General features: G+C 66.6%; 25 protein-coding genes and 1 tRNA gene. 16 read left to right on the top strand and 10 right to left on the bottom strand.

All coding sequences use genetic code 11. From position 1 onward, the window contains the following. Positions 1 to 44: 44 nt before the first annotated feature. The 3 genes from murI to ACVWYO_RS09165 all read left to right on the top strand — a co-directional run bounded on the left by murI (position 45) and on the right by ACVWYO_RS09165 (position 2,492). Positions 45 to 839, top strand: a complete 795-nt coding sequence (murI, locus tag ACVWYO_RS09175) for a glutamate racemase (protein ID WP_457350094.1) — start codon at positions 45 to 47, stop codon at positions 837 to 839. 70 nt (positions 840 to 909) lie between these two features. After that, complete coding sequence (gene hemA, locus ACVWYO_RS09170; RefSeq protein WP_457350092.1) at positions 910 to 2,151, top strand: 5-aminolevulinate synthase; 1,242 nt, start codon at positions 910 to 912, stop codon at positions 2,149 to 2,151. Between the two features lie 95 nt (positions 2,152 to 2,246). Then, a complete protein-coding gene (locus tag ACVWYO_RS09165; RefSeq protein ID WP_457350090.1) occupies positions 2,247 to 2,492 on the top strand; it encodes a hypothetical protein in 246 nt (81 codons plus the stop codon). Here the strand turns inward: ACVWYO_RS09165 and ACVWYO_RS09160 are convergent, their stop codons facing one another. From ACVWYO_RS09160 to ACVWYO_RS09135, 6 genes are all read right to left on the bottom strand, one after another. After that, positions 2,493 to 2,933 carry a DUF3429 domain-containing protein gene (locus ACVWYO_RS09160; RefSeq protein WP_457350088.1) on the bottom strand — a complete coding sequence of 147 codons (441 nt, stop codon included), beginning with the start codon at positions 2,931 to 2,933 and terminating at the stop codon, positions 2,493 to 2,495. After that, a complete protein-coding gene (locus ACVWYO_RS09155) occupies positions 2,930 to 3,598 on the bottom strand; it encodes a class I SAM-dependent methyltransferase (RefSeq protein WP_457350086.1) in 669 nt (222 codons plus the stop codon). The genes ACVWYO_RS09160 and ACVWYO_RS09155 overlap by 4 nt, the downstream gene beginning before the upstream one ends. After that, the gene (locus tag ACVWYO_RS09150; RefSeq protein ID WP_457350084.1) at positions 3,595 to 4,860 is read right to left on the bottom strand and encodes a DUF3419 family protein; all 1,266 of its coding nucleotides are present in this window, start codon (positions 4,858 to 4,860) and stop codon (positions 3,595 to 3,597) included. Before ACVWYO_RS09150 ends, ACVWYO_RS09155 begins: the two co-directional genes overlap by 4 nt. 268 nt (positions 4,861 to 5,128) lie before the next feature. Further along, positions 5,129 to 5,683, bottom strand: coding sequence for a fasciclin domain-containing protein (locus ACVWYO_RS09145; protein ID WP_140850746.1), 555 nt, complete (start codon positions 5,681 to 5,683; stop codon positions 5,129 to 5,131). 102 nt (positions 5,684 to 5,785) lie between these two features. Then, positions 5,786 to 6,538, bottom strand: coding sequence for an anti-sigma factor (locus tag ACVWYO_RS09140; protein WP_457350081.1), 753 nt, complete (start codon positions 6,536 to 6,538; stop codon positions 5,786 to 5,788). Continuing rightward, on the bottom strand, positions 6,535 to 7,131 hold the full coding sequence (locus ACVWYO_RS09135) for a sigma-70 family RNA polymerase sigma factor (RefSeq protein ID WP_457350079.1): 597 nt from the start codon (positions 7,129 to 7,131) through the stop codon (positions 6,535 to 6,537). Before ACVWYO_RS09135 ends, ACVWYO_RS09140 begins: the two co-directional genes overlap by 4 nt. Positions 7,132 to 7,267: 136 nt before the next feature. Between ACVWYO_RS09135 and rpiB the strand changes: the two genes are divergently transcribed. The 6 genes from rpiB (at position 7,268) to ACVWYO_RS09105 (ending at position 10,811) form a co-directional block, all read left to right on the top strand. Beyond that, complete coding sequence (rpiB, locus tag ACVWYO_RS09130) at positions 7,268 to 7,720, top strand: ribose 5-phosphate isomerase B (RefSeq protein ID WP_457350077.1); 453 nt, start codon at positions 7,268 to 7,270, stop codon at positions 7,718 to 7,720. Then, complete coding sequence (gene glyA, locus ACVWYO_RS09125; RefSeq protein WP_457350075.1) at positions 7,717 to 9,030, top strand: serine hydroxymethyltransferase; 1,314 nt, start codon at positions 7,717 to 7,719, stop codon at positions 9,028 to 9,030. Before rpiB ends, glyA begins: the two co-directional genes overlap by 4 nt. A gap of 1 nt (position 9,031) precedes the next feature. After that, on the top strand, positions 9,032 to 9,286 hold the full coding sequence (locus ACVWYO_RS09120; RefSeq protein WP_140850750.1) for a hypothetical protein: 255 nt from the start codon (positions 9,032 to 9,034) through the stop codon (positions 9,284 to 9,286). A gap of 3 nt (positions 9,287 to 9,289) precedes the next feature. Beyond that, on the top strand, positions 9,290 to 9,751 hold the full coding sequence (gene nrdR, locus ACVWYO_RS09115; RefSeq protein WP_133191383.1) for a transcriptional regulator NrdR: 462 nt from the start codon (positions 9,290 to 9,292) through the stop codon (positions 9,749 to 9,751). A gap of 5 nt (positions 9,752 to 9,756) precedes the next feature. Continuing rightward, positions 9,757 to 10,485, top strand: coding sequence for an RNA methyltransferase (locus tag ACVWYO_RS09110; protein WP_457354926.1), 729 nt, complete (start codon positions 9,757 to 9,759; stop codon positions 10,483 to 10,485). A 74-nt stretch (positions 10,486 to 10,559) separates the two neighbouring features. After that, positions 10,560 to 10,811: a hypothetical protein gene (locus ACVWYO_RS09105; RefSeq protein WP_457350072.1), complete on the top strand. Its 252-nt coding sequence runs from the start codon at positions 10,560 to 10,562 to the stop codon at positions 10,809 to 10,811. A gap of 18 nt (positions 10,812 to 10,829) precedes the next feature. Here the strand turns inward: ACVWYO_RS09105 and ACVWYO_RS09100 are convergent, their stop codons facing one another. Beyond that, positions 10,830 to 11,132 (bottom strand): chorismate mutase, encoded by a 303-nt coding sequence (locus tag ACVWYO_RS09100; protein ID WP_457350070.1) that lies wholly within the window; start codon positions 11,130 to 11,132, stop codon positions 10,830 to 10,832. 210 nt (positions 11,133 to 11,342) lie between these two features. Here ACVWYO_RS09100 and rpsD point away from each other — a divergent pair, with 210 nt between their 5' ends. After that, the gene (gene rpsD, locus ACVWYO_RS09095) at positions 11,343 to 11,957 is read left to right on the top strand and encodes a 30S ribosomal protein S4 (RefSeq protein ID WP_010184468.1); all 615 of its coding nucleotides are present in this window, start codon (positions 11,343 to 11,345) and stop codon (positions 11,955 to 11,957) included. Positions 11,958 to 12,097: 140 nt separating this feature from the next. Here the strand turns inward: rpsD and ACVWYO_RS09090 are convergent, their stop codons facing one another. Then, on the bottom strand, positions 12,098 to 14,107 hold the full coding sequence (locus ACVWYO_RS09090; protein WP_457350068.1) for an alpha/beta hydrolase family protein: 2,010 nt from the start codon (positions 14,105 to 14,107) through the stop codon (positions 12,098 to 12,100). Between the two features lie 156 nt (positions 14,108 to 14,263). Between ACVWYO_RS09090 and ACVWYO_RS09085 the strand changes: the two genes are divergently transcribed. Next, entirely contained in the window at positions 14,264 to 15,886 is a 1,623-nt protein-coding gene (locus tag ACVWYO_RS09085; RefSeq protein ID WP_457354924.1) for a M28 family metallopeptidase, read from the top strand. Positions 15,887 to 15,889: 3 nt separating this feature from the next. Further along, positions 15,890 to 16,864, top strand: coding sequence for an agmatine deiminase family protein (locus tag ACVWYO_RS09080; protein ID WP_457350066.1), 975 nt, complete (start codon positions 15,890 to 15,892; stop codon positions 16,862 to 16,864). A gap of 7 nt (positions 16,865 to 16,871) precedes the next feature. Here the strand turns inward: ACVWYO_RS09080 and ACVWYO_RS09075 are convergent, their stop codons facing one another. Continuing rightward, positions 16,872 to 17,270, bottom strand: a complete 399-nt coding sequence (locus tag ACVWYO_RS09075) for a low affinity iron permease family protein (RefSeq protein WP_457350064.1) — start codon at positions 17,268 to 17,270, stop codon at positions 16,872 to 16,874. Positions 17,271 to 17,325: 55 nt separating this feature from the next. On the opposite strand from ACVWYO_RS09075, the gene aguB reads away from it, so the two are divergent. Then, a complete protein-coding gene (gene aguB / locus ACVWYO_RS09070; protein ID WP_457350062.1) occupies positions 17,326 to 18,177 on the top strand; it encodes an N-carbamoylputrescine amidase in 852 nt (283 codons plus the stop codon). Positions 18,178 to 18,187: 10 nt separating this feature from the next. Here the strand turns inward: aguB and ACVWYO_RS09065 are convergent, their stop codons facing one another. Continuing rightward, on the bottom strand, positions 18,188 to 18,850 hold the full coding sequence (locus ACVWYO_RS09065; RefSeq protein ID WP_457350060.1) for a uracil-DNA glycosylase: 663 nt from the start codon (positions 18,848 to 18,850) through the stop codon (positions 18,188 to 18,190). A 23-nt stretch (positions 18,851 to 18,873) separates the two neighbouring features. Here ACVWYO_RS09065 and folK point away from each other — a divergent pair, with 23 nt between their 5' ends. The 3 genes from folK (at position 18,874) to ACVWYO_RS09050 (ending at position 20,206) form a co-directional block, all read left to right on the top strand. After that, positions 18,874 to 19,374 (top strand): 2-amino-4-hydroxy-6-hydroxymethyldihydropteridine diphosphokinase, encoded by a 501-nt coding sequence (gene folK, locus ACVWYO_RS09060; protein ID WP_457350058.1) that lies wholly within the window; start codon positions 18,874 to 18,876, stop codon positions 19,372 to 19,374. Positions 19,375 to 19,410: 36 nt separating this feature from the next. Further along, a tRNA-Lys gene (locus ACVWYO_RS09055) sits at positions 19,411 to 19,486 on the top strand. Between the two features lie 21 nt (positions 19,487 to 19,507). After that, on the top strand, positions 19,508 to 20,206 hold the full coding sequence (locus tag ACVWYO_RS09050; RefSeq protein WP_457350056.1) for a phosphatase PAP2 family protein: 699 nt from the start codon (positions 19,508 to 19,510) through the stop codon (positions 20,204 to 20,206). The last annotated feature ends 91 nt before the right edge of the window (positions 20,207 to 20,297 follow it).

Genomic DNA, 20,297 nt, shown 5'->3' with positions numbered 1-20,297 from the left:
CCGGGATGATTTGTCAAATCGCTGCGCTGGGTTATGGCGCGGCGATGGATTCACGACCCGTTCTGTTTTTCGATTCCGGGATCGGCGGCCTGTCGGTGCTCGCCGCGGCGCGCGCGCTGCTGCCGCAGATGCCGGTCGTCTATGTCGCCGATTCGGCGGGGTTTCCGTACGGCACCAAGAGCGAGGCCGAGATCGCCGCGCGCGTGCCAGCGCTGCTCGGGCGGCTTGCCGAGCGCTATCGCCCGCGGCTGATCGTGATCGCGTGCAACACCGCCTCGACGATCGCGCTCGCCGCGGTGCGCGAGGCGCTCGACGTGCCCGTGGTGGGGACGGTGCCCGCGATCAAGCCCGCCGCCCTGGTCAGCAAGACGCGCGTGATCGGGGTGCTCGGCACCAATGCGACGGTGCGCCAGCCCTATGTCGACGATCTCGCGACGCGATTCGCCGCCGATTGCACGGTGTTGCGGCATGGCTCGGCCGAACTGGTCGAGCTCGCCGAGGCCAAGCTCCACGGCCATGCTACCGACCCGGCGCGCTATGCCGCGATCCTCGACGGATTGTTCGGCCAGCCCGGCGGCGGGCGAATCGACACGATCGTCAACGCCTGCACGCATTTCCCGCTCGTCGCAGACGAATTGGCGGCCGCCGCGCCGCACCCGGTGATCTTCGTCGATGGCAGTGCTGGGATCGCGCGGCGGATCGCGTTCCTCACGCGGGGGCAGGGCTGGCCTAAGGCTGCGGGCGACGGGCGCGCGGTGTTCACCGCGAGCGACGCGACGACCGAGGCGCTGGCGTCCGCGCTGGCGCGGTTCGGTCTCGGACGACGTGAGACATTATGACCACCCGTTCGATCACGCTGATCGCGTAAACCCGCTGGAATTTCGCGCGATCAAGGTCTAGATCGCGGCGATGGACGTGGACACACCGCCTCGCGGAGTCGATTACTCCCGAATCTTCACGCAGGCGATCGATCGTCTGCATGTCGAGGGGCGCTATCGCGTCTTCATCGACATCCTGCGCAACAAGGGTGCGTTTCCCAACGCGCGCTGCTTTGCCGGGCATAACGGCCCCAAGCCGATCACGGTGTGGTGCTCGAACGATTATCTCGCGATGGGCCAGCATCCCGATGTGATCGCGGCGATGGAAGGCGCGCTGCATGATGTCGGCGCGGGTTCGGGCGGCACGCGCAATATCGGCGGCAACACGCATTACCATGTCGATCTCGAAGCCGAGCTTGCCGATCTGCACGGCAAGGAAGGCGCGTTGCTGTTCACCAGCGGCTATGTCTCGAACGAGGCGACGCTGGCGACCCTCGCCAAGGTGCTGCCGGGCTGCGTGATCTTCTCGGACGAACTCAACCACGCCTCGATGATCGCGGGGATCCGCAATTCGGGGTGCGAGAAGCACGTCTTCCGCCACAACGACGTCGCGCATCTCGAGGAACTGCTCGCCGCGACTGATCCTTCAGTACCCAAGCTGATCGCGTTCGAGAGCGTCTATTCGATGGACGGCGACGTCGCGCCGATCGCCGAGATCTGCGATCTCGCCGACCGCTACAATGCGTTGACCTATCTCGACGAGGTCCATGCGGTCGGCATGTACGGCGCGCGGGGCGGCGGCATTTCGGAACGCGACGGCGTCGCGCACCGGTTGACGATCATCGAGGGCACGCTCGGCAAGGCGATCGGCGTGATGGGCGGCTATATCAGCGCCGACCAGACGATCATCGACGTGATCCGCTCGTACGCGCCGGGGTTCATCTTCACGACCTCGCTGTCGCCGGTGCTGGTCGCGGGCGCGCTGGCCGCAGTGCGCCACCTCAAGGCGTCGAGCGTCGAGCGCGACGGGCAGCAGGCTGCGGCGACGATGCTCAAGACGCTGTTCGCCGAGTCCGGGCTGCCGGTGATGGATTCGACCACGCATATCGTGCCGCTGATGGTCGGGGATCCGATCAAGGCCAAGAAGATCAGCGACATCCTGCTCGCCGAATATGGCGTGTACGTCCAGCCGATCAATTACCCGACCGTGCCGCGCGGCACCGAGCGACTGCGTTTCACGCCCGGTCCGGCGCACGACACGGCGATGATGCGTGATCTGACCAATGCCCTGGTCGAGATCTGGAGCCGGTTGGAGTTGCGCAAGGCCGCCTGAGCGGCGACGATGGTCGCGGACGTGGCCGGTTCCGCCAACATCTGATCGACCGAAACGCCCAAGCGCTCGGCATAGCTATGGCCCTCGGGCCATCCATGACGTTGAAGGCCCTGGCGCCATCCATTCGCACATGGTCGCGTCCTGTCGACCGCATCTCTGGCACAGGCTCGCCGACGCGGCGAACCGGCTCCCGTGCTACGCCGGCGGCGGAACCGCCCTGCCCGAGCTTCGTTACGCCTCTGAAATCAATGGAGGAATATATGGGTAAGGGTTGTATCTTGTGGCTGATCGGCGTGCCGATCCCGGTCATTCTGCTGCTGTGGCTGCTCTTCGGCCACTGATCAGACCGCCCCGATCAACAGTGTCAGCAGCCCCAGGCCGAGCGACAGCGGGATGCGCAGCCGCATCCACCAGATCGGAACGAGGCCGCGCTTGGCGAGGAGCCAGTCCACGCCAAGCGCCGCGATCAAGCCGATGCCGAGCAGGATCAGTGATGGCCCCGGCCACGGCTCGCCCACCGCCCAGGGAACCGCACTGGCGAGCGCGACGAGCGAGGGGACGATCGCGGCGACCCACAGCCATTCGGGCGGGCGCTCCTTGCCCGCCGCGATTCCCCACCACAGCCCGCCGAGAAAGCTCAGGATCAGCGCAGCATAAGCATAGCCGAGCGACAGCGCGGCAAAGCGCAGGGCCGGATCCCCGCTCAGTACGATCGCCGCCGCCGCGAGCTGCGGCAGCAGCCCGGCAAGCCCGAGCCAGCGCGGCAGCTGCGGCGGGTTCATGCGGCGGGGCGCACGATGCTGCCCGACCAGGCATAGCCGCGATAGAGCGGGCGGAAGCGCGCGGTTGCGCCGGCCTCGCTCGCCGCTTCGATCAGCGCGGGTTGCAGCGTCGCGCGGGGCGCCACGTCGAACTTGGCGAGCCAGGCGAACAAGGCGGCGCGGAAGGCACGCGGCAAACGTTCCTGCTGGCCGAAATCGACCACGTCGAGCCGCCCACCGGCCGCGAGTTTTGCGGCACCTTCGCGGATCGCGCCGCGCCAGTCGGGGATCATCGACAGCGTGTAGCTTTGGAAGATCCGGTCGAAGTGCGCGACGCCGAACAGCGCGGTCGCGTCGAATGCGGTCGCGTCGCCCTGCGCAAGTACGATCTGGCCGCTCAACCCCGCCGCCGCGACTTTCGCGCGTGCGGTCTCAAGCATCGCCTCCGAAATATCGATTCCGAAGAAGCGGGCATCGGGCCATTCGCGCGCTGCCGCGATCAGGTTGCGTCCGGTGCCGCAGCCGATCTCGAGCACGCTGCCCCCGGTTGGCGGCGCGATTCCGGCGATCAGCGAATCGCGTCCGAGCAGGTAATATTTTCGGGTCAGATCATAGATATGCCGCTGCGACCGGTAGATCGCATCCATATGCCCGGCATGGCCCGCCGCCATCGTCGTGTCGCTCATCCGAGCACGTAGAGGTGGACGCCGCCATAGATCGAGGAACGGTCGCGCTTGGTGTAGTCGAGCGAGTCTTCTGCGCGATACTGCCATTGGCCGAGGATCGCGTCGGGCACGCGCCCGGGCAGGATCGTCGGCTCGCCTGCGGTGCGGAACAGCACGCGGGCACCGGGCTTGGCGGTGCGCGTGATCTCGCTCCACAGCTCGGTCAGCTGCGCATCGGTCATCCAGTCCTGCGCATCGAGCAGGATATACCGGTCGAGCGAGGCGTCGGCCTGCTCGCGCAGATAATCGGTGAAATTGGTGTGGCGCACTTCGATCCGCGAGGCGCGCTTGACGATCTCGGCATAATGGTCGCGTTGGAGATACGGTGGCAGCGGCGCGCTTGCGTCCTTGCCATAGCCGCGGCCGAACGCCTGCCAGGCGAAATAATTGTCCTTGATGTCGAAGTCGCAGGCGAGCTTTTCGAGCCGCTCGCGCAACACAACGGCCATCTTTTCGTCACCGGCCAGCGCTTCATATTGCGCGGGCGGAATGCCGAGCCCGAACAGCGAGGCGGGCTGGTCGGTGATCCATTTGACGAAGCCCTTGTCGAAGAACGGCGCGAACTCGCGGTCGAAGATCTCGCGCTGTTCCTCGATCGATTGCGCGGTGAGCAGGATCTTGGGGTTCACCCCGTTGAGCCGAGCCAGCAGATGCGCAACGCCGATGAAATTCCCGAGCAGCCCGCGCTTGTAGACGTTCTTGGCGAACCCGCCGATCCGGCGGCGGCCGACCATGTCGCGACCCTCCCAATAGGCGAGCGAGGTCGCGTCGAGATGGGGCCGGATATAGGTGCGATAGGCGAGCACGTTCTGGCGGCTGTTGGCTTGTGCGAAGAAGCGGTGGAAGGCGTCGTAATCGGGCAGATGCCGCGCGGCGACGAGCTTCAACTTGTTGAGCGCGATATGCGCCGGGTTGAGATCGACCGCGGTGATCGCGCGCGGGTCGGCGGTAAGGTACGACATCATGTTGCACCCGCCCGAAGCGATCGTGACGACATGGCTGTCGGGGGTGATGGCAAGCGCTTCCATGTCGACTGCGGGATCTTCCCAGATCTGCGCATAGACGAGGCCGCGAAACGCGAAGGTGAAGGCGCGTTCGAGCAGTCCCTGTTTCGAGAGATGCTTGTGCTGCAGGACGGCGTTGCGCACCGCACGGTTCTTGACCGGCCGTTTGCCGGGACGGTGGACCACGCGGTCCTTGAGCGATCGGAGGGCATTGGCCATGGAAAAACTCTCCTGCCGGACGCTCCCGCCAAGACTGCGGCGAGCGGTAGCGCGCACGCACTACGACGATCCGGTGACGCTTCCATGACGGGATCGCGTCGAAATGAAAAGGACCTGCCGGCTAAAGGGGGGCCGACAGGTCCGTTTACGCCACCATTCGTCGCAAAGGAGGGGATCCGACGACGGTGTTACACGCCGCTGCTTGGGGCAGCGACACGGTAGATACGCACAAGCGGCATGGCTGGATGCACGCCCGTGCGACAAACTTTTACGGCATCATCACGGTGTCGATGACGTGAATCACGCCGTTCGACTGCATGACATTGGCAATGGTCACTTTTCCCTTGTGGCCCTTGCCGTCCATGATGCCCCAGCCATTGCCCGACTTCATGAAGGTCAGCGTGCCGCCCTGGACGGTCGTGTAGGTCGCCTTGCCCATATTGGCCTTGGCCTTGGCGGCGATGTCCTGCGCGGTGATCGTGCCCGGGACGACGTGGTAGGTCAGCACCGCCGCGAGCGTTGCCTTGTTCTCGGGCTTGAGCAGCGTATCGACCGTGCCCTTGGGCAGCTTGGCGAAGGCGGCGTTGGTCGGCGCGAACACGGTGAAGGGGCCGGGGCCGCTGAGCGTCTCGACGAGGCCGGCGGCCTTGACCGCGGCGACGAGCGTGGTGTGGTCCTTCGAATTGACGGCATTCTCGACGATATTCTTGGTCGGATACATCGCGGCGCCGCCGACCATCGGGTTGGTCTGGGCATAAGCGAGCGACGCGCCGCTGAGGGCGATTGCGGCGGCAACGATCGAGGTGCGGATGGTGCGATTCATGAGAATTCTCTCCAGCTGTTCGCCCGGTAGACCGGACGCGGCGGAGCTACGCGGCAGCAGTTGTTACGGATGCAACCGGACCTAATTTCATCTCTGCAGCGCTTATACGCGCGAGAGCGCACCCGTTGCGACGACCGGCCCGGTCGGCAGCCCCGTCGGCGAGCCGCCGATCGGCTCGAGCGACACGGCGAGCGTCGCGCCGACAGTGATCCGCGCACGATTGTCGGCGGTGAGCGTCAGCGCCGTGCCGCCACGCGATGCCAGCAGCCCGAGCGAATGCGGCGTCCCACCGGCCGGGATTACCCACAGCTCGGCGGTCCGCTTGGCGTCGGCAAGGCTCGCTTCGGTAAGGCGGAGCGACCCGGCGCGTGCGTTGTAGATGACCGTGACGGGCGCGCCCTTCGCGGTCGGCGTGATCGAGGCGACCAAGGTCGGACCGGTCTCGACGATGCGGGGTGCGGCGGGCGCTCGCGGCGGCGGCGGCACGGGTAGCGGACGCGTGAACAGCACGACCAGCAAGGCTGCGGCGGCGACGCTCGACACTGCGGCGATGCCCGGCCAGAGCTTGCTCGGCGTGCGCACCGGCAGCGTCGCGACGGTCGCCGCGGCATGGCCGTTTAAGGATCGCTCAATCCGGGCGAACAGATCGGGGGCAGGCATTTCGGGCCACAGCGCAAACAGCTGCGCGAAATGCAGGCGCCAGGCCTCGACCGCGCGCGCGAATGCCGGCTCGGCCAGCACGCGCCGGGTCGCGGCGGCGCGGGCGTCGCCATCGAGCAGGCCGAGTGCGAACTCGCCCGCGGTCGTGTCGGGCAGATCGTCGTCATGGACATCGGAGGGTGGCAGGTCGCTCATCCCTCGAGACACGCTTTCAGGCGCGCGAGACCACGGCGCACCCAGCTTTTCATCGTCCCGAGCGGAACCGCCTCGCGCTCGGCAAGCTCGGCATAGGTCACGCCGTCGAAGAAGGCGGTGCGGATCGCGGCGCGCTGCCGTTCCTCGAGGCTGTCGAGGCATGCGTGCAACTGGTGCGACGCCTCGTCCTCGAGCATCGTCTCGCTGGCGAGCGGCGCGGTGTCGAGGATCGGTGGCGCATCCTCGATCGGCGTCGCGCGGCGCACGGTCTGCGCGCGCTGCCAGTCGATCGCCCGGTTGCGCGCGATGGTCGCGAGCCAGGTGATCGGGCTGGCGCGCGCGGGTTCGTAGGCGCCGGCGCGTTTCCAGATGGTGAGATATACGTCGTGCAACACGTCTTCCGCAGCCTGCCTTTCGCCGCAGATACGGTAGCAGATCCCGAATAGCTTCGCTGAGGTCAGCGAATAGAGATCGCGGAACGCGGAGCGATCCTCCTCGCCCGTGCGGATCAACGCTTCGACCAGCCGGATACGCGCCGCGTCAGCCGGCTCGGTGACGGCATTTGCGGGTTGGCGGGGCGCTGAATCTATCACAGATCAACATCCTAGCCGCGGCCGCGCTGCATCGCAATCGCCACCCGGCGATTCTGCGCGCTTGAGTGTGGCAATTTCGCGCATGCTTGGCTAAAGCGCTTGCGATCCGCTCAACTCCATTGGGAGCGCGCCTCCGTTGCGCATCGCCATCGCCTCCGACCACGCTGCTTTTGCGCTGAAAGGTCTGCTCGCTGCCTGGCTTGCGGCGGACGGGTACGACGTGGTCGATCTCGGCCCCGACAGCGACGCCCGCGTCGATTATCCCGATTTCGGCTATCGCCTGGCCGATGCGGTCGCGACGGGTGCGGCCGAGCGCGGCATCGCCTTGTGCGGCTCTGGCATTGGCATTTCGATCGCGGTCAACCGGCATCCGGCGATGCGCTGCGCGCTTGTCTCGGAACCGTTGTCCGCCGCCTTGGCGCGTGAGCATAACGACGCAAACGTCGTCGCGCTTGGCGCACGGCTGCTCGGCGAGGACATGGCCAAGGCCTGCATCACCGCTTTCCTGACCACCGATTTCGCCGGTGGCCGCCATCAAACCCGCGTCGACAAGCTCGGCGCCCCAGCTCTCGCGAAGGACCCGGCATGAGCACCAACCCTACCATCCTCCACGACGTCCAGCCCGACGGCTTCTTCACGCGCGGCCTGGCCGAGGCCGATCCTGCGGTGTTCGCCGGCGTCCAGCACGAATTGACGCGCGAGCAGACGCAGATCGAACTGATCGCCTCCGAGAACATCGTGTCGAAGGCGGTGCTGCAGGCGCAGGGTTCGGTCTTCACCAACAAATATGCCGAAGGCTATCCCGGCAAGCGCTATTACCAGGGTTGCCACCCGTCGGACGAGGTCGAGACGCTGGCGATCGACCGCGCAAAGCAGCTGTTCGGCTGTGCCTATGTCAACGTCCAGCCCCATTCGGGCGCGCAGGCGAACGGCGCGGTGATGCTGGCGCTGGTCAAGCCGGGTGAGACGATCCTCGGCATGAGCCTCGACGCTGGCGGCCATCTGACGCACGGCGCGCGCGCGGCGATGTCGGGCAAATGGTTCAACGCCGTGCAGTACGGCGTCGATCCGGTGACCCATCTGATCGACTTCGACGAGGTCGCGAGCCTTGCGCGCGAGCACAAGCCCAAGCTCATCATCGCGGGCGGCTCGGCCTATCCGCGGCAGATCGATTTCGCCAAGTTCCGCGCGATCGCCGACGAGGTCGGCGCGTTCTTCATGGTCGACATGGCGCATTTCGCCGGCCTGGTCGCGGCAGGGCTCCATCCCTCGCCGCTTCCCCATGCGCATGTCGTGACGACGACGACCCACAAGACGCTGCGGGGCCCGCGCGGCGGCATGATCCTCAGCAATGACGAGGCGCTCGGCAAGAAGTTCAATTCGGCGGTGTTCCCGGGGTTGCAGGGCGGGCCGCTGATGCATGTCATCGCCGCCAAGGCGGTCGCGTTCGGCGAAGCGCTCGAGCCCGGCTACAAGAGCTACATCGCCGCGGTGATGGAGAATGCCAAGGTGCTCGCGGCAACGCTCAAGGAGCGCGGCGCGGAGATCGTGTCGGGCGGCACCGACACGCATCTCGCGCTGATCGACCTGACCCCGCTCGGCGTCACCGGCAAGGACGCCGACGAGGCACTCGAGCGGGCGAACATCACCTGCAACAAGAACGGCATCCCGAACGACCCGCTGCCGCCGACCAAGACCAGCGGGATCCGCGTCGGCACCCCTGCCGGCACGACGCGCGGCTTCGGTCCGGCCGAGTTCCGCGAGATCGGCAACATGGTCGCCGATGTGCTCGACGGGCTGCGCCAGAAGGGCGAGGCGGGCGACCCCGCCGTAGAAGCCGCTGTACGCGAGCGTGTTATTGCACTATGTCACCGGTTCCCGATCTATCCGGAGAGCTGACATGACCGACCATGCTGGTGACGAGAAGCCCAAGACCACTTTCGAAGACATGGCCCGTGCCGTGGGTGACGATGTTGTCGAGGTGCTCGACAGTGCGGTCGACAAGACGAGCACGCTGATCGGCGGCGAGGACGGCAACCGGCTGGTCGGCGGCGCCGTCGTCGGGGCGCTGGCGGCGATCGTGCTGCCCTTTTCGCTGGTGACGGGCGCGCTGCTCGGGGTCGGCTATGCCGCTTATCGAAAGTTGAACAAATAGAAGATGCGCTGCCCCTTTTGCGGACATGAAGACAGCCAGGTCAAGGATTCGCGTCCGACCGAAGATGCCGGTGCGATCCGACGCCGGCGCCAATGCGAAGGGTGTGCAGCGCGCTTCACCACGTTCGAGCGGATCCAATTGCGCGAGCTGACGGTGCTCAAGAGCGAGGACAAGCGCGAGCCGTTCGACCGCGAGAAACTGCTGCGCTCAGTCTCGATCGCAGCGCGCAAACGCCCGATCGAGGCGGTGCGGCTGGAGAAGCTCGTCTCGGGCATCCAGCGCCAGCTCGAGACGCAGGGCGAGAGCGAAGTGCGCTCGGGGCGGATCGGCGAGATGGTGATGGAGGGGCTTAAGGGCCTCGATTCGGTCGCCTATATCCGCTTCGCCAGCGTCTATAAGGACTTTCGCGAGGCGCGCGATTTCGAGGAGTTCGCCGGCACGGTGAGCGAGGTCGGCAAGGCGTGAGCGATTTGCCGCCCGTTCCGCCGCCCGTCCTCGTCCTCGTTCGTCCGCAACTCGGCGAAAATATCGGCAAGGCTGCGCGCGCGATGCTCAATTTCGGGCTGATCGAGATGCGGCTTGTCTCGCCGCGCGATGGCTGGCCCAATCCGTCGGCTGGCCCCGCGGCTTCGGGTGCCGATATCGTGCTCGAGCGCGCGCAGGTCTACGAGACCGTCGCAGACGCTGTCGCCGATTGCAGCCATGTCTATGCCACCACGGTGCGCAAACGCGGTGTGACCAAGCCGGTGGTGACCCCCGAGGAGGCCGCCACCGCGATCCACGCCGGGCCGGGGCGGGCGGCGATCCTGTTCGGGCCCGAGCGATCGGGGCTCGAAACCGACGACGTCGCGCTCGCCCGCACGATCATCACCGTGCCGATCAACCCCGAATTCGGCTCGCTCAACTTGGCGCAGGCGGTGATCCTGGTTGCGTACGAATGGTCGAAGGGGATGGGGCTCGCCCAGCCGCCCGCGGTCGAGTTGCACGAGGCAGCCCCCCAGGCCGAGCTCGACGGGATGATCGGCCAGCTCGATGCGATGCTCGTCGCGACCGACTTCTTCTATCCCCCCGACCGAACCCCGGTAACGCGGCGGACGCTGCGCACCTTGCTGACCAAGCCCGGCTGGTCGGCGCAGGAAGTGCGGACGCTGCGCGGGGTGCTTTCGGCGCTGTCGGGCAAGACCCCACGACGTCCTTGATCTGCGCACGACGACATTATATTGCGGTGCGGCAACGACTTACTACGCGCCGAGTCGCGATTTCGGGGGATTTTATGAAGACTGTAGTCGTCGCCGTGCTGCTGTGTGCGCCAAGCCTTGCCTATGCGGCCGACACGGTGGCTGCGCCCGCCCCGGTCGAGAAGGAAAAGAAGGTCTGCCGCAGCGAGGAATCGACAGGGTCGCTGTTCGTCAAGCGGGTCTGTCACACCAAGACCGAATGGACGGCGCTGGACGCTGAGCGACAGCGGGCGGCCGAATCGATGAACAGTCGTCGCAACGGCAACGGCGTCGACCTGCCACGCTGACGCCGGCCGGGGCGGCGATCAGCGTCGGTCGAACGCGGCCAGTTCGTAAGTGATCGACGCTTCGACCAGTTGCTCCCAAAGATCGGCGACGATCGCTTCGGGCACGCCCGCCGCCTGCGCTGCGGCCACCGCATTGGCGATGACCTGCGTCTTGCGCGGCTCGTCGCGCACCGCCGTCCGCGCGGGTTTGATCCGCGCGGCGGCGTCCATATAGGCGAAGCGGCGCGCCAGCCGCGCGACCAGATCGCGATCGATCTGATCGACGCCGGCGCGGACCTCGATCATGGTGGTACAGTCGGGGCCGGAAAGGATCTCGCTCATGCCCGTGGTCTTGGCAGGGCGGATCGTGCCTGTCCAGCTTGACTCGGGCCGCCCGCGCGGCTAGGCGCCCACCTTCGCAAATGGCCCCGCACCCCGGTGAAGTGGTGGCCCTGCCCCAATCTCCTGAAGATTTGGATAGAGCGATACCGGGTATCGATCTCCTGCCCCGGCAGGCGGTCTTGTCACGAAGCACTTGCCAAGGAATATCACATGTCGAAGCGTTCAAGCGCAAAGTACAAGCTCGATCGCCGGATGGGCGAGAACATCTGGGGTCGTCCCAAGTCGCCCGTCAACAAGCGCGAATACGGCCCCGGCCAGCACGGCCAGCGCCGCAAGGGCAAGGTCTCGGACTTCGGCATCCAGCTGCGCGCCAAGCAGAAGCTCAAGGGCTATTATGGCGACGTGACCGAGAAGCAGTTCCGCGCCTGCTACACCGAAGCCGCGCGCATGAAGGGCGACACCGGCCAGAACCTGATCGGCCTGCTCGAGCAGCGTCTCGACATGATCGTCTATCGCGCCAAGTTCGCACCGACCGTCTGGGCGGCGCGTCAGCTCGTTTCGCACGGCCATGTTCGCGTCAACGGCGTGAAGTGCAACATCGCGTCGCGTCGCTGCTTCGTCGGTGACGAGATTACGCTGGGCACGAAGGCCAAGGAAATGGCGCTGGTCCTCGAAGCGCAGCAGCTCGCCGAGCGCGAAATCCCCGATTATGTCGCGCCCGATGGCGCGGCGAAGGTTACCTTCACGCGCGTGCCGGCACTCGACGAAGTGCCCTATCCGGTGAAGATGGAACCGAACCTGGTGGTCGAGTTCTACAGCCGCTGAGGCAAGGCTCCAGCGCAGCTGGAGCCGAGCGCACATCAGCGGCTCGGCCGGCGGTGCCTCAGCACCGTCCGACGACGTGGCTTCGCCACGGCGCGATCCGGAACAAGAAGGGCGGCCCCGCAACGGGCCGCCCTTTTTCGTTATTGCGCGGGCAGCTTCAGCGTCGTGCGCAGAAAGCCGTCCGCCTTGCCGAGCAGCATGGCGCGTGCGCTGCTGTCGTCGAGCTGGTGGTCGAGATGCGGGAACTCGACCAGTTCGACCGACTTGCCTGCCGCTTTCAGTCGCGCTGCCATCAGCCGCGACTCTTCGATCCCGACATTCTGGTCGCGGTCGCCGTGGAACAGCAGCACCGGCGCGGTGATCCGCGCGGCGTTCTGCGCGGGCGAGCCTTCGCGGACATGCGGCCCCTTGCCGATCCGCGCATCCTGCTCGGTAAAGTCGGTATAGTCGTGCCGCTCCTGCCGCAGCGTCTCAAGGTCGGTGACCGGCGCGACCGCGACGATTGCCTTGAACAGCGCGGGATCGAGCACCGCGGATTGCAGCGCGGCATAACCGCCATAGGACCAGCCGACGATCGCGAGCTTGGCTGGGTCGGCGATGCCCTGCTTGACCAGCCAGCGCCCGCCATCGTTGACGTCGCCGATCGCGGTCCGCCACGACTTGAAGCCATTGTCGTTGAACCAGGCGATACCATAGCCGGTCGATCCGCGATAATTGGGCTGCAGCACGGCATATCCGCGATTGGCGAAGAATTGCGACAGCCAGTCGAAACCCCATTCGTCGCGCGCCTCGGGGCCGCCATGCGGCATCACGATGGTCGGGAGGTTCTTGCCGTCGCTGCCCGGCGGGAGCGTGAGATAGGCGGGGATCTGCGTGCCGTCGGCGGCGGTAAAGCTGACCGGCTTGACCGCGGCGAGCGTCGTCTTGGCGAGGCCGGCGCGCGCGGGGAACGCCTCGGCGAGCCGGCGCGTGGCCTTGTCGTAGAGGTAGTAATGCCCCGGATCGACGTCGCTGCCGGCGAACAACAGCACCTTGCTCTCGTCGGCGCTGGCGTCGACGAAGGTGACCAGCGGCAGCCCGGGCAACGCGCGCGACAGCGACGCCGCGAGTGCCTTGAGCTCTGGATCGAAGAAGGCGCTCTGGCGCTTGTCGGTGATGAAGCTTGCGCCGACCACGCGACCCTGGCGTCCGATGCGGATCAGATCGTCGACATCGACATCGGGGCGATCGAGCACCAGCGTCTTGGTCAGGCTGCCGTCGAGTGCGACCGAGAAGAGCGCCTTGCGCTCGTCCTTGCTGTCGACGCCGTAAACCAGATTGCGATCGCGATCGACGGCATAGGGGTTGAAGCCCGAGAGCACCCCGCCCGTCGTCTTGAGCGTGCCGAGCGGCAGCCAGTTGCGGTCGCCCGCCTTGCGATACGAATAGAGAATCGTATCGCTATTGTAGCCCGAGTTGAGCTTGATCTGCTTGCCCATGATCCGCACGGCGCCGTAGCCGTCGCTGATATAATCGACCGCAGAGTCATTGGGGGCCTCGACGGTCGCGCGCCGCAGCGTATTGGTGTCGATCCGGTCGACCCCGAACCCCTCGCGCGTCTCGGCGAGCAGCGATCCCGTGGTTGCTTCGGGGACGTAGCGCCGGGTCAGCAGGACGGTGCCCGGGGCGCCGCCGTTCCAGTCGATCACCTCGCCACCGCCGAACGCCGCACCCAGCGATCGATCGTTGGTGCGCGCGCTGAGCACCTTCAGATTCTTGCCGTCGCTGTCGAGCGCGATCAGGCGGGTATAGCCGTTATAGCCGCGATGCGTGAGGCCGCTCGTCTCGAGGATCATGTAGATGCCGCAGACCAGCCGCGTATCGGTCGACCATTTGCACGAGGTCAGCCGATCGGGATCACCGCTCGAGGCGAGGATCGGCTTGGCGACGCCATCGGCGATCGACACCACGAACAGCCCCGCGCCACGCCCGTTGATCGCCGCGACATAAGCAATCGACGTGCCGCTCGGCGAAAGGCTGACCTGCTGAATGTCCTCGCGCGCGCCGAAGCGCGCGGCGGCGTCGCTCGGCACCGACGCCGGACGGTCGGCAGCCGACAGTGGCGCGGCGAAACAGGTGGCTAACGCCACCGCAAAGCTGGTCTTTTTCACGAATATTTCCCCTTGGCACAGATGTTACCGGCTTTTTTCGGGGGTGCAAGCAACCGGTGGGGTTCCCGTTGCGCCGGTGCGATGCGGCTGCCAGAACAGGGTCCTGAAGCTGACGGGGGATATGTGCCGATGCGCGTTGTGCCGATTTTCACCGCGATGCTGGGCATTGCCGGTCTGACGAGCAGCGCGATCGCGCAGACCGCCCCGCGTGCGCCCGTAATCTCGGTCGAGACGCTCAAGCAGGTCACCAAGACCTTGTCGTCGGACGCGCTCGAGGGCCGCAAGCCGACCACGCCGGGCGAGGACAAGGCGACCGCCTATATCGTCGAGCGCTTCAAGGCGGCGGGGCTCGAGCCCGGCAACAATGGCAGCTGGTTCCAGGCGGTGCCGCTGGTCGAGCTGACCGCGCACGACGTGACGCCGATGACCTTCAGCGGCGGCAAGGCGCCGGTCGCGCTGCACTATCGCAGCGACATGGTGCTCGCGACATATCGCGTCACGCCGACGATCGCGATCAAGGATTCGCCCGTCATGTTCGTCGGCTATGGCATCACTGCGCCCGAACGCGGGTGGGACGATTATGCTGGCGTCGATGTCCGCGGCAAGACCGTCGTGATCCTGGTCAACGATCCCGACTGGCAGACGCCGGGACGCGACGGGCTCTTCGAGGGCAAGGCGATGACCTATTACGGCCGCTGGACCTACAAGTTCGAGGAAGCCGCGCGCCACGGCGCGACCGCGGCGATCATCGTCCACGACACCGAACCGGCGGCGTATGGCTGGGGCGTCGTGCAGTCGAGCTGGACCGGCCCGCAACTCGAGCTCGACGAGAAGGGCGATCATGCCGACCAGAGCGCGGCGATCGGCTGGATGCAGCTCGCCAAGGCAAAGGCGCTGTTCGCCAGCGCCGGGCAGGACTTCGACACGCTCAGCGCCGCTGCCAGGACCAAGGGCTTCAGGGCCGTTCCGCTCGGTGTCACCGCCTCGGTCAGCTTCGCCAACACGATCAAGCGGCAGGCGTCGAAGAACGTCATCGGCATCCTGCCCGGCAAGACCGCGCCCAAGGACTATGTCTTCTACACCGCGCATTGGGACCATCTCGGGCACTGCGATGCGGTCAAGGGCGACGACATCTGCAACGGCGCGCTCGACAATGCGAGCGGCGTCGCCGGGCTCGTCGCGCTCGCCGAGGCGAGTGCCAGGGCCGGGCCGGCCAAGCGCTCGCTCGTCTTCATGTCGCTGACGTGCGAGGAATGTGGGCTGCTCGGCTCGCGCTATTACGCCGAGCATCCGGTCTATCCGATCGCGCAGACCGTCGGCGGGGTGAACATGGACGGGCTCAACGTGATCGGCCGGACCAGGGATTTCGTCGTGACCGGGGCTGGCAAGTCCGAGCTCGAAGATCGCATGAAGCTGCTGGTCGAAGCGCAGGGCCGCGTGCTCAAGCCCGAGTCCAATCCCGAGCGCGGCAGCTATTTCCGCTCGGACCATTTCAGCTTTGCCAAACTGGGCGTGCCGATGTTCTATGGCGAATCGGGCGAGGATCTGCGCGTCGGCGGGGAGGGGGCAGGGCATGCCGCGACGCTCGATTATATCCAAAACCGCTATCACAAGCCGCAGGACAAATATAATGCGGCGTGGGACTGGTCGGGCGCGGTCGAGGATCTCCAGCTCTATTATGGGTTGGGGCGTCAGCTCGCCGACGGCAGCGACTGGCCCAATTGGTATAAATCCGCGGAATTCCGCGCCGTTCGCGACACGAGTCGCGCAGGGAAATAGACGATGTCGAAGCTGCTGCCGCCCGCGGAATGGGCACCGCATGCCGCGGTGTGGATCGGGTTTCCGAGCCATGCCGAGCTGTGGGAGGACGATCTCGAGGCCGCGCGCGACGAGGTGGCGGCGTTCGGCCGCGCGGTCCATGCCGAAGGCCGTGGCGAGCGCGTCATCCTCGTCGCCGCCGACGAGGATGCCGCCGAAGCGGCACGCAGCCTGGCGGGGGACTTCGCCGAGATCGTGGTCGAGCCGTTCGGCGATATCTGGCTGCGCGACACCGGGCCGATCGTGCTGTCGGACCACAGTGCGCGCGATTTCCAGTTCAACGGCTGGGGCGGCAAATATGATCTGCCCGGCGACGACGATGTCGGGCTGCGCCTCGCGGCGAGCAAGCTGTTGCCGGTTTCGCCGTGCGACTGGGTGCTCGAGGGCGGGGCGATCGATGGCGACGGCACCGGGCTCGTCGTCACGACCGAGCAATGCCTGCTCAACCCCAACCGCAATCCTTCGCTCACCAAGGCCGAGATCGAGCGGCGGCTGCACGATGATCTCGGCCTCGACCAGGTGCTGTGGCTCGGCGAGGGCCTGATGAACGATCATACCGACGGGCATGTCGACAATCTCGCACGCTTCGTCGCGCCCGGCGTGCTGGCGGTCCCGCAGGCCGCCGAGAACGATCCCAACTGGCAGGTCTATCAGCTTGCAGCGGCCACCGCCGAGGCGATGGCGGGGATCACGGTGGTGCGGATCCCATCGCCCGGCCGCGTGCTGCGCGACGAGGAGATCGTGCCGGCGAGCTATATGAACTTCTATATCGGCAATGCCACGGTGGTGGTGCCGCTCTACGGCGCGCCCAATGACGAATCGGCGGTCGCGGCGGTGCAGCAGCTGTTCCCCGGCCGCACCGCGGTGGGCTTGCGCGCCGATGCGATCCTGACCGGCGGCGGGAGCTTCCACTGCATCTCGCAGCAAGTGCCAGCCTGACTTGGGATTAAAGCCGGCCGATCAGGCGTTCGATCGCGTGGTGATCGGTCGAGCTCTCGCCGCAATCGCGCTCGATCATTCGGCGGATTCCTTCGAGCTCGTCCTGCGTCAGATGCTCGATCCCGATGAACGCGTTGCGGGCATCGGTGGTCGCGCGGATGATCTCGTCAAGCTTGGCCTGGATCGCCGAGGCGTCGCGATTCTGCGCGTTCTGGATGAGGAACACCATCAGGAAGGTGACGACGGTGGTCCCGGTGTTGATCACCAGCTGCCACGTGTCCGAATAGTGGAACAGCGGGCCGGTCACGCCCCAGATCAGCACGATCGACAGCGCGATGACGAAGGCAGGCGGGCGGCCGGCCCAGCCGGTCGCCTTTTGCGCGATTGTTTCGAACAGCTTTTCCACGGCCAACCCCTTTTGCGTCTTTGAATCGGGGCGGCGAAGCCCGATATGGCGGCGCATGACCGAAATCACCGTCGCCGCGCTGCAACTCGCCTTCTCCGCCGATATGGACGCGAATATCGCGCATGTCGCCGACCTCGTGCGCGAGGCGGCGGGCAGGGGCGCGCAAGTGATCCTGCCGCCCGAACTGTTCGAGGGCGAATATTTCTGCCGCGTCGAGGATGAAGGGCTGTTCGCGAACGCCAAGCCGGTCGGGGTGCACAAGGCGGTGCTGGCGATGCAGGATCTCGCCAAGGAATTGGGCGTCTATATCCCGACCAGCTTCTTCGAGGCCGACGGCCCGCATCACTACAATTCGCTCGCGATGATCGGGCCCGATGGCGGGGTGATGGGGGTCTATCGCAAGAGCCACATCCCCGACGGGCCAGGCTATGAGGAGAAATTCTATTTTCGCCCGGGCAATACCGGCTTCAAGGTATGGCCGGGGCCGGAGGCGACCACGCTCGGCGTCGGCGTGTGCTGGGACCAATGGTATCCCGAGACGGCGCGCGCGCTGATGCTGATGGGCGCGGAAATCCTGTTTTACCCCACCGCGATCGGCAGCGAACCGCACGACACGTCGCTCGACACCGCGCGGCTGTGGCGGCGTGCGATGGTGGGGCATGCCGTGTCGAACGTCGTGCCGGTGGTCGCCGCGAATCGTATCGGGGTCGAGCACGACCAGACCTTCTACGGCACCAGCTTCATCACCGACGAACGTGGCGATATCCTCGCCGAGCTCGGGCGCGAGGAGACCGGCGTGATCACCGCGACGCTCGACCTCGACCGCGTCAAGCGCCACCGCGCCGCGTTCGGCTTCTTCCGCGATCGCCGCCCGGATCTCTACGGGCGGCTGGTGCAGGATATCTGACGCGGGGTGGTCAGCCCGCCGCGCGCAGTTCCAGCGCGCGGGCGAAGATCGCTTCGAACATCTCGGCGGTGAGACGCCCGGTGCTCTGATTGTAGCTCGAGCAGTGATAGCTATCGATCAGCACGCGACCGTCGGGCATGCGATGCTCGGCGCCGTGCGCGAAGCGGCATTTGGGGAGGCGTCCGCCGAGGATCTTGACCGCCGACTGATGCGCGACCTGGCCGAGCGCAATGAACACGCGCGCGCTCGGCACGGCATCGGCCTGCGCTTCGAGGAACGGGCGGCAGGTGCGGATTTCCTCGGGCGTCGGCTTGTTTTCGGGCGGGAGGCATTTGACCGCGTTGACGATCATCACCCCGTCGAGCTGGAGCGTGTCGTCGGGCTTGCCCTCATAGTCGCCGGTGGCGAGCCCGAACTTGGCGAGCGTATCGAACAACAAGGGCCCCGAGCGATCGCCGGTGAACGGCCGCCCGGTGCGGTTCGCGCCGAACTGGCCGGGGGCGAGGCCGACGATGCCGAGCCACGCCTGCGGATCGCCGAACGCGGGGACGGGGGCGTTCCACCAGGCGGGATGTTCGACGCGCAGCGTCTCGCGCAAGGCGACGAGGCGTGGGCAAAGCGGGCAATCGCGCGCGGGTTCGGTTTCGGGCAGCGGGCTGGGTGCGAAGTTCATCGTGATGCGATAGGCAGGTTTGGGTGAGCAACTCAACCTGTACCCTGCGCCAAGCCTCCGGCTACGCGATCGCGATCGGATCCAATCGGCGGGGAGCTCATGGCAGTCCCGCGGCCGAAGTGGCCGCGGCGATCGCGGCGTTGGGCGGCGTCGTGGCGGAGTCGCCGGTGCTCGGCAGCGCACCGCTCGGGCCGTCGATCCGGCGCTTCGCCAATGCCGTCGTGCTGATCGAAAGCGATGTGCCGCCGCCGGCGATGTTGGCCCGGCTCAAGCGAATCGAGCGCGCTTTCGGGCGGCGCCGGGGTGCGCGCTGGGGGGCGCGGGTGATCGATCTCGATATCGTGGCATGGTCGGGGGGTGCGTGGCGGTCGAAGGGGCTGTGCGTCCCGCACGCCGCCTTTCAGGATCGCGATTTCGTACTCGTGCCGTTACGCGCAATCGCGCCCGATTGGCGGGATCCGCAGAGCGGTTTGACCCCCCGCCACCTGCTCGCGCGATTGCGCAAGGGTAAGCCCCTGGGTTGACCCGTCCGGCAACCGCTCCTAACGCGAGCCCGGTGTGGGCCCATAGCTCAGTTGGTAGAGCAACGGACTTTTAATCTGTAGGTCATGGGTTCGAGTCCCATTGGGCCCACCACCGGCATGCAAGGATGCCCCGATGTCGCCCCCCGCACCCGATATCCGCCACCCGCCCTGGACGATCGTCGCGGTCGCCGCGCTGACCTGCGCGGGCGGGGCGCTGTTGCTGGTCGGCGCGCTGATCGACCGTGGGCTCCAGTTCGGGTTCGATCGCGCGATCCTGTTGTGGGTGCGTGGCGGCGTTGCGCACGGCGTGCCGCCTGGCCCAACCTGGTTTACGCAAAGCATCGTCGATGTGACCGCGCTCGGTGGGCCGACCGTCTTGGTGCTCGTCGCCGCGCTGGCGGCGGGGCTGTTGATCGTCCAGCGGCATTGGCTGACGCTCGCCTTGGTGCTGGGCGGAACGATCAGCGGGTCGATCGTGGTGACGCTGGTCAAGGCGCTGGTCGGGCGGACGCGGCCGACAGTGACCGACCATCTCGTAGCGGCGTATAATGCGAGCTTCCCGAGCGGCCATGCCGCGAACAGCGCGTGCGTCTATCTGACGCTCGCGCTGCTGCTGCTGCAGATCACCAAGCATCGCGCGGTGCGCCGCTATGTGCTCGGCGCAGCGGTGCTGCTCGTGACGGCGATCGGCTGCAGCCGTGTCTATCTCGGCGTGCATTGGCCGAGCGACGTGCTCGCCGGCTGGACCTTTGGCGGGCTGTGGGCGGTCGCATGGTGGGCGCTCGGCGCCGCGCTGCGGTTGCGCATCGCGCGCGGCCAGACCGCCGCCTAACGACCGATCGGAACTTCGTTCATCTGCCCGCAAGGTGGCGCGGGCCACCGCTGCGCCTGCACGGCCGAATCGTTTCCGGGAGTCGACGAAA

The sequence above is a fragment of the Sphingomonas sp. UYP23 genome, assembly GCF_054059235.1.
This window is presented reverse-complemented; position numbering and strand designations above follow the sequence as displayed.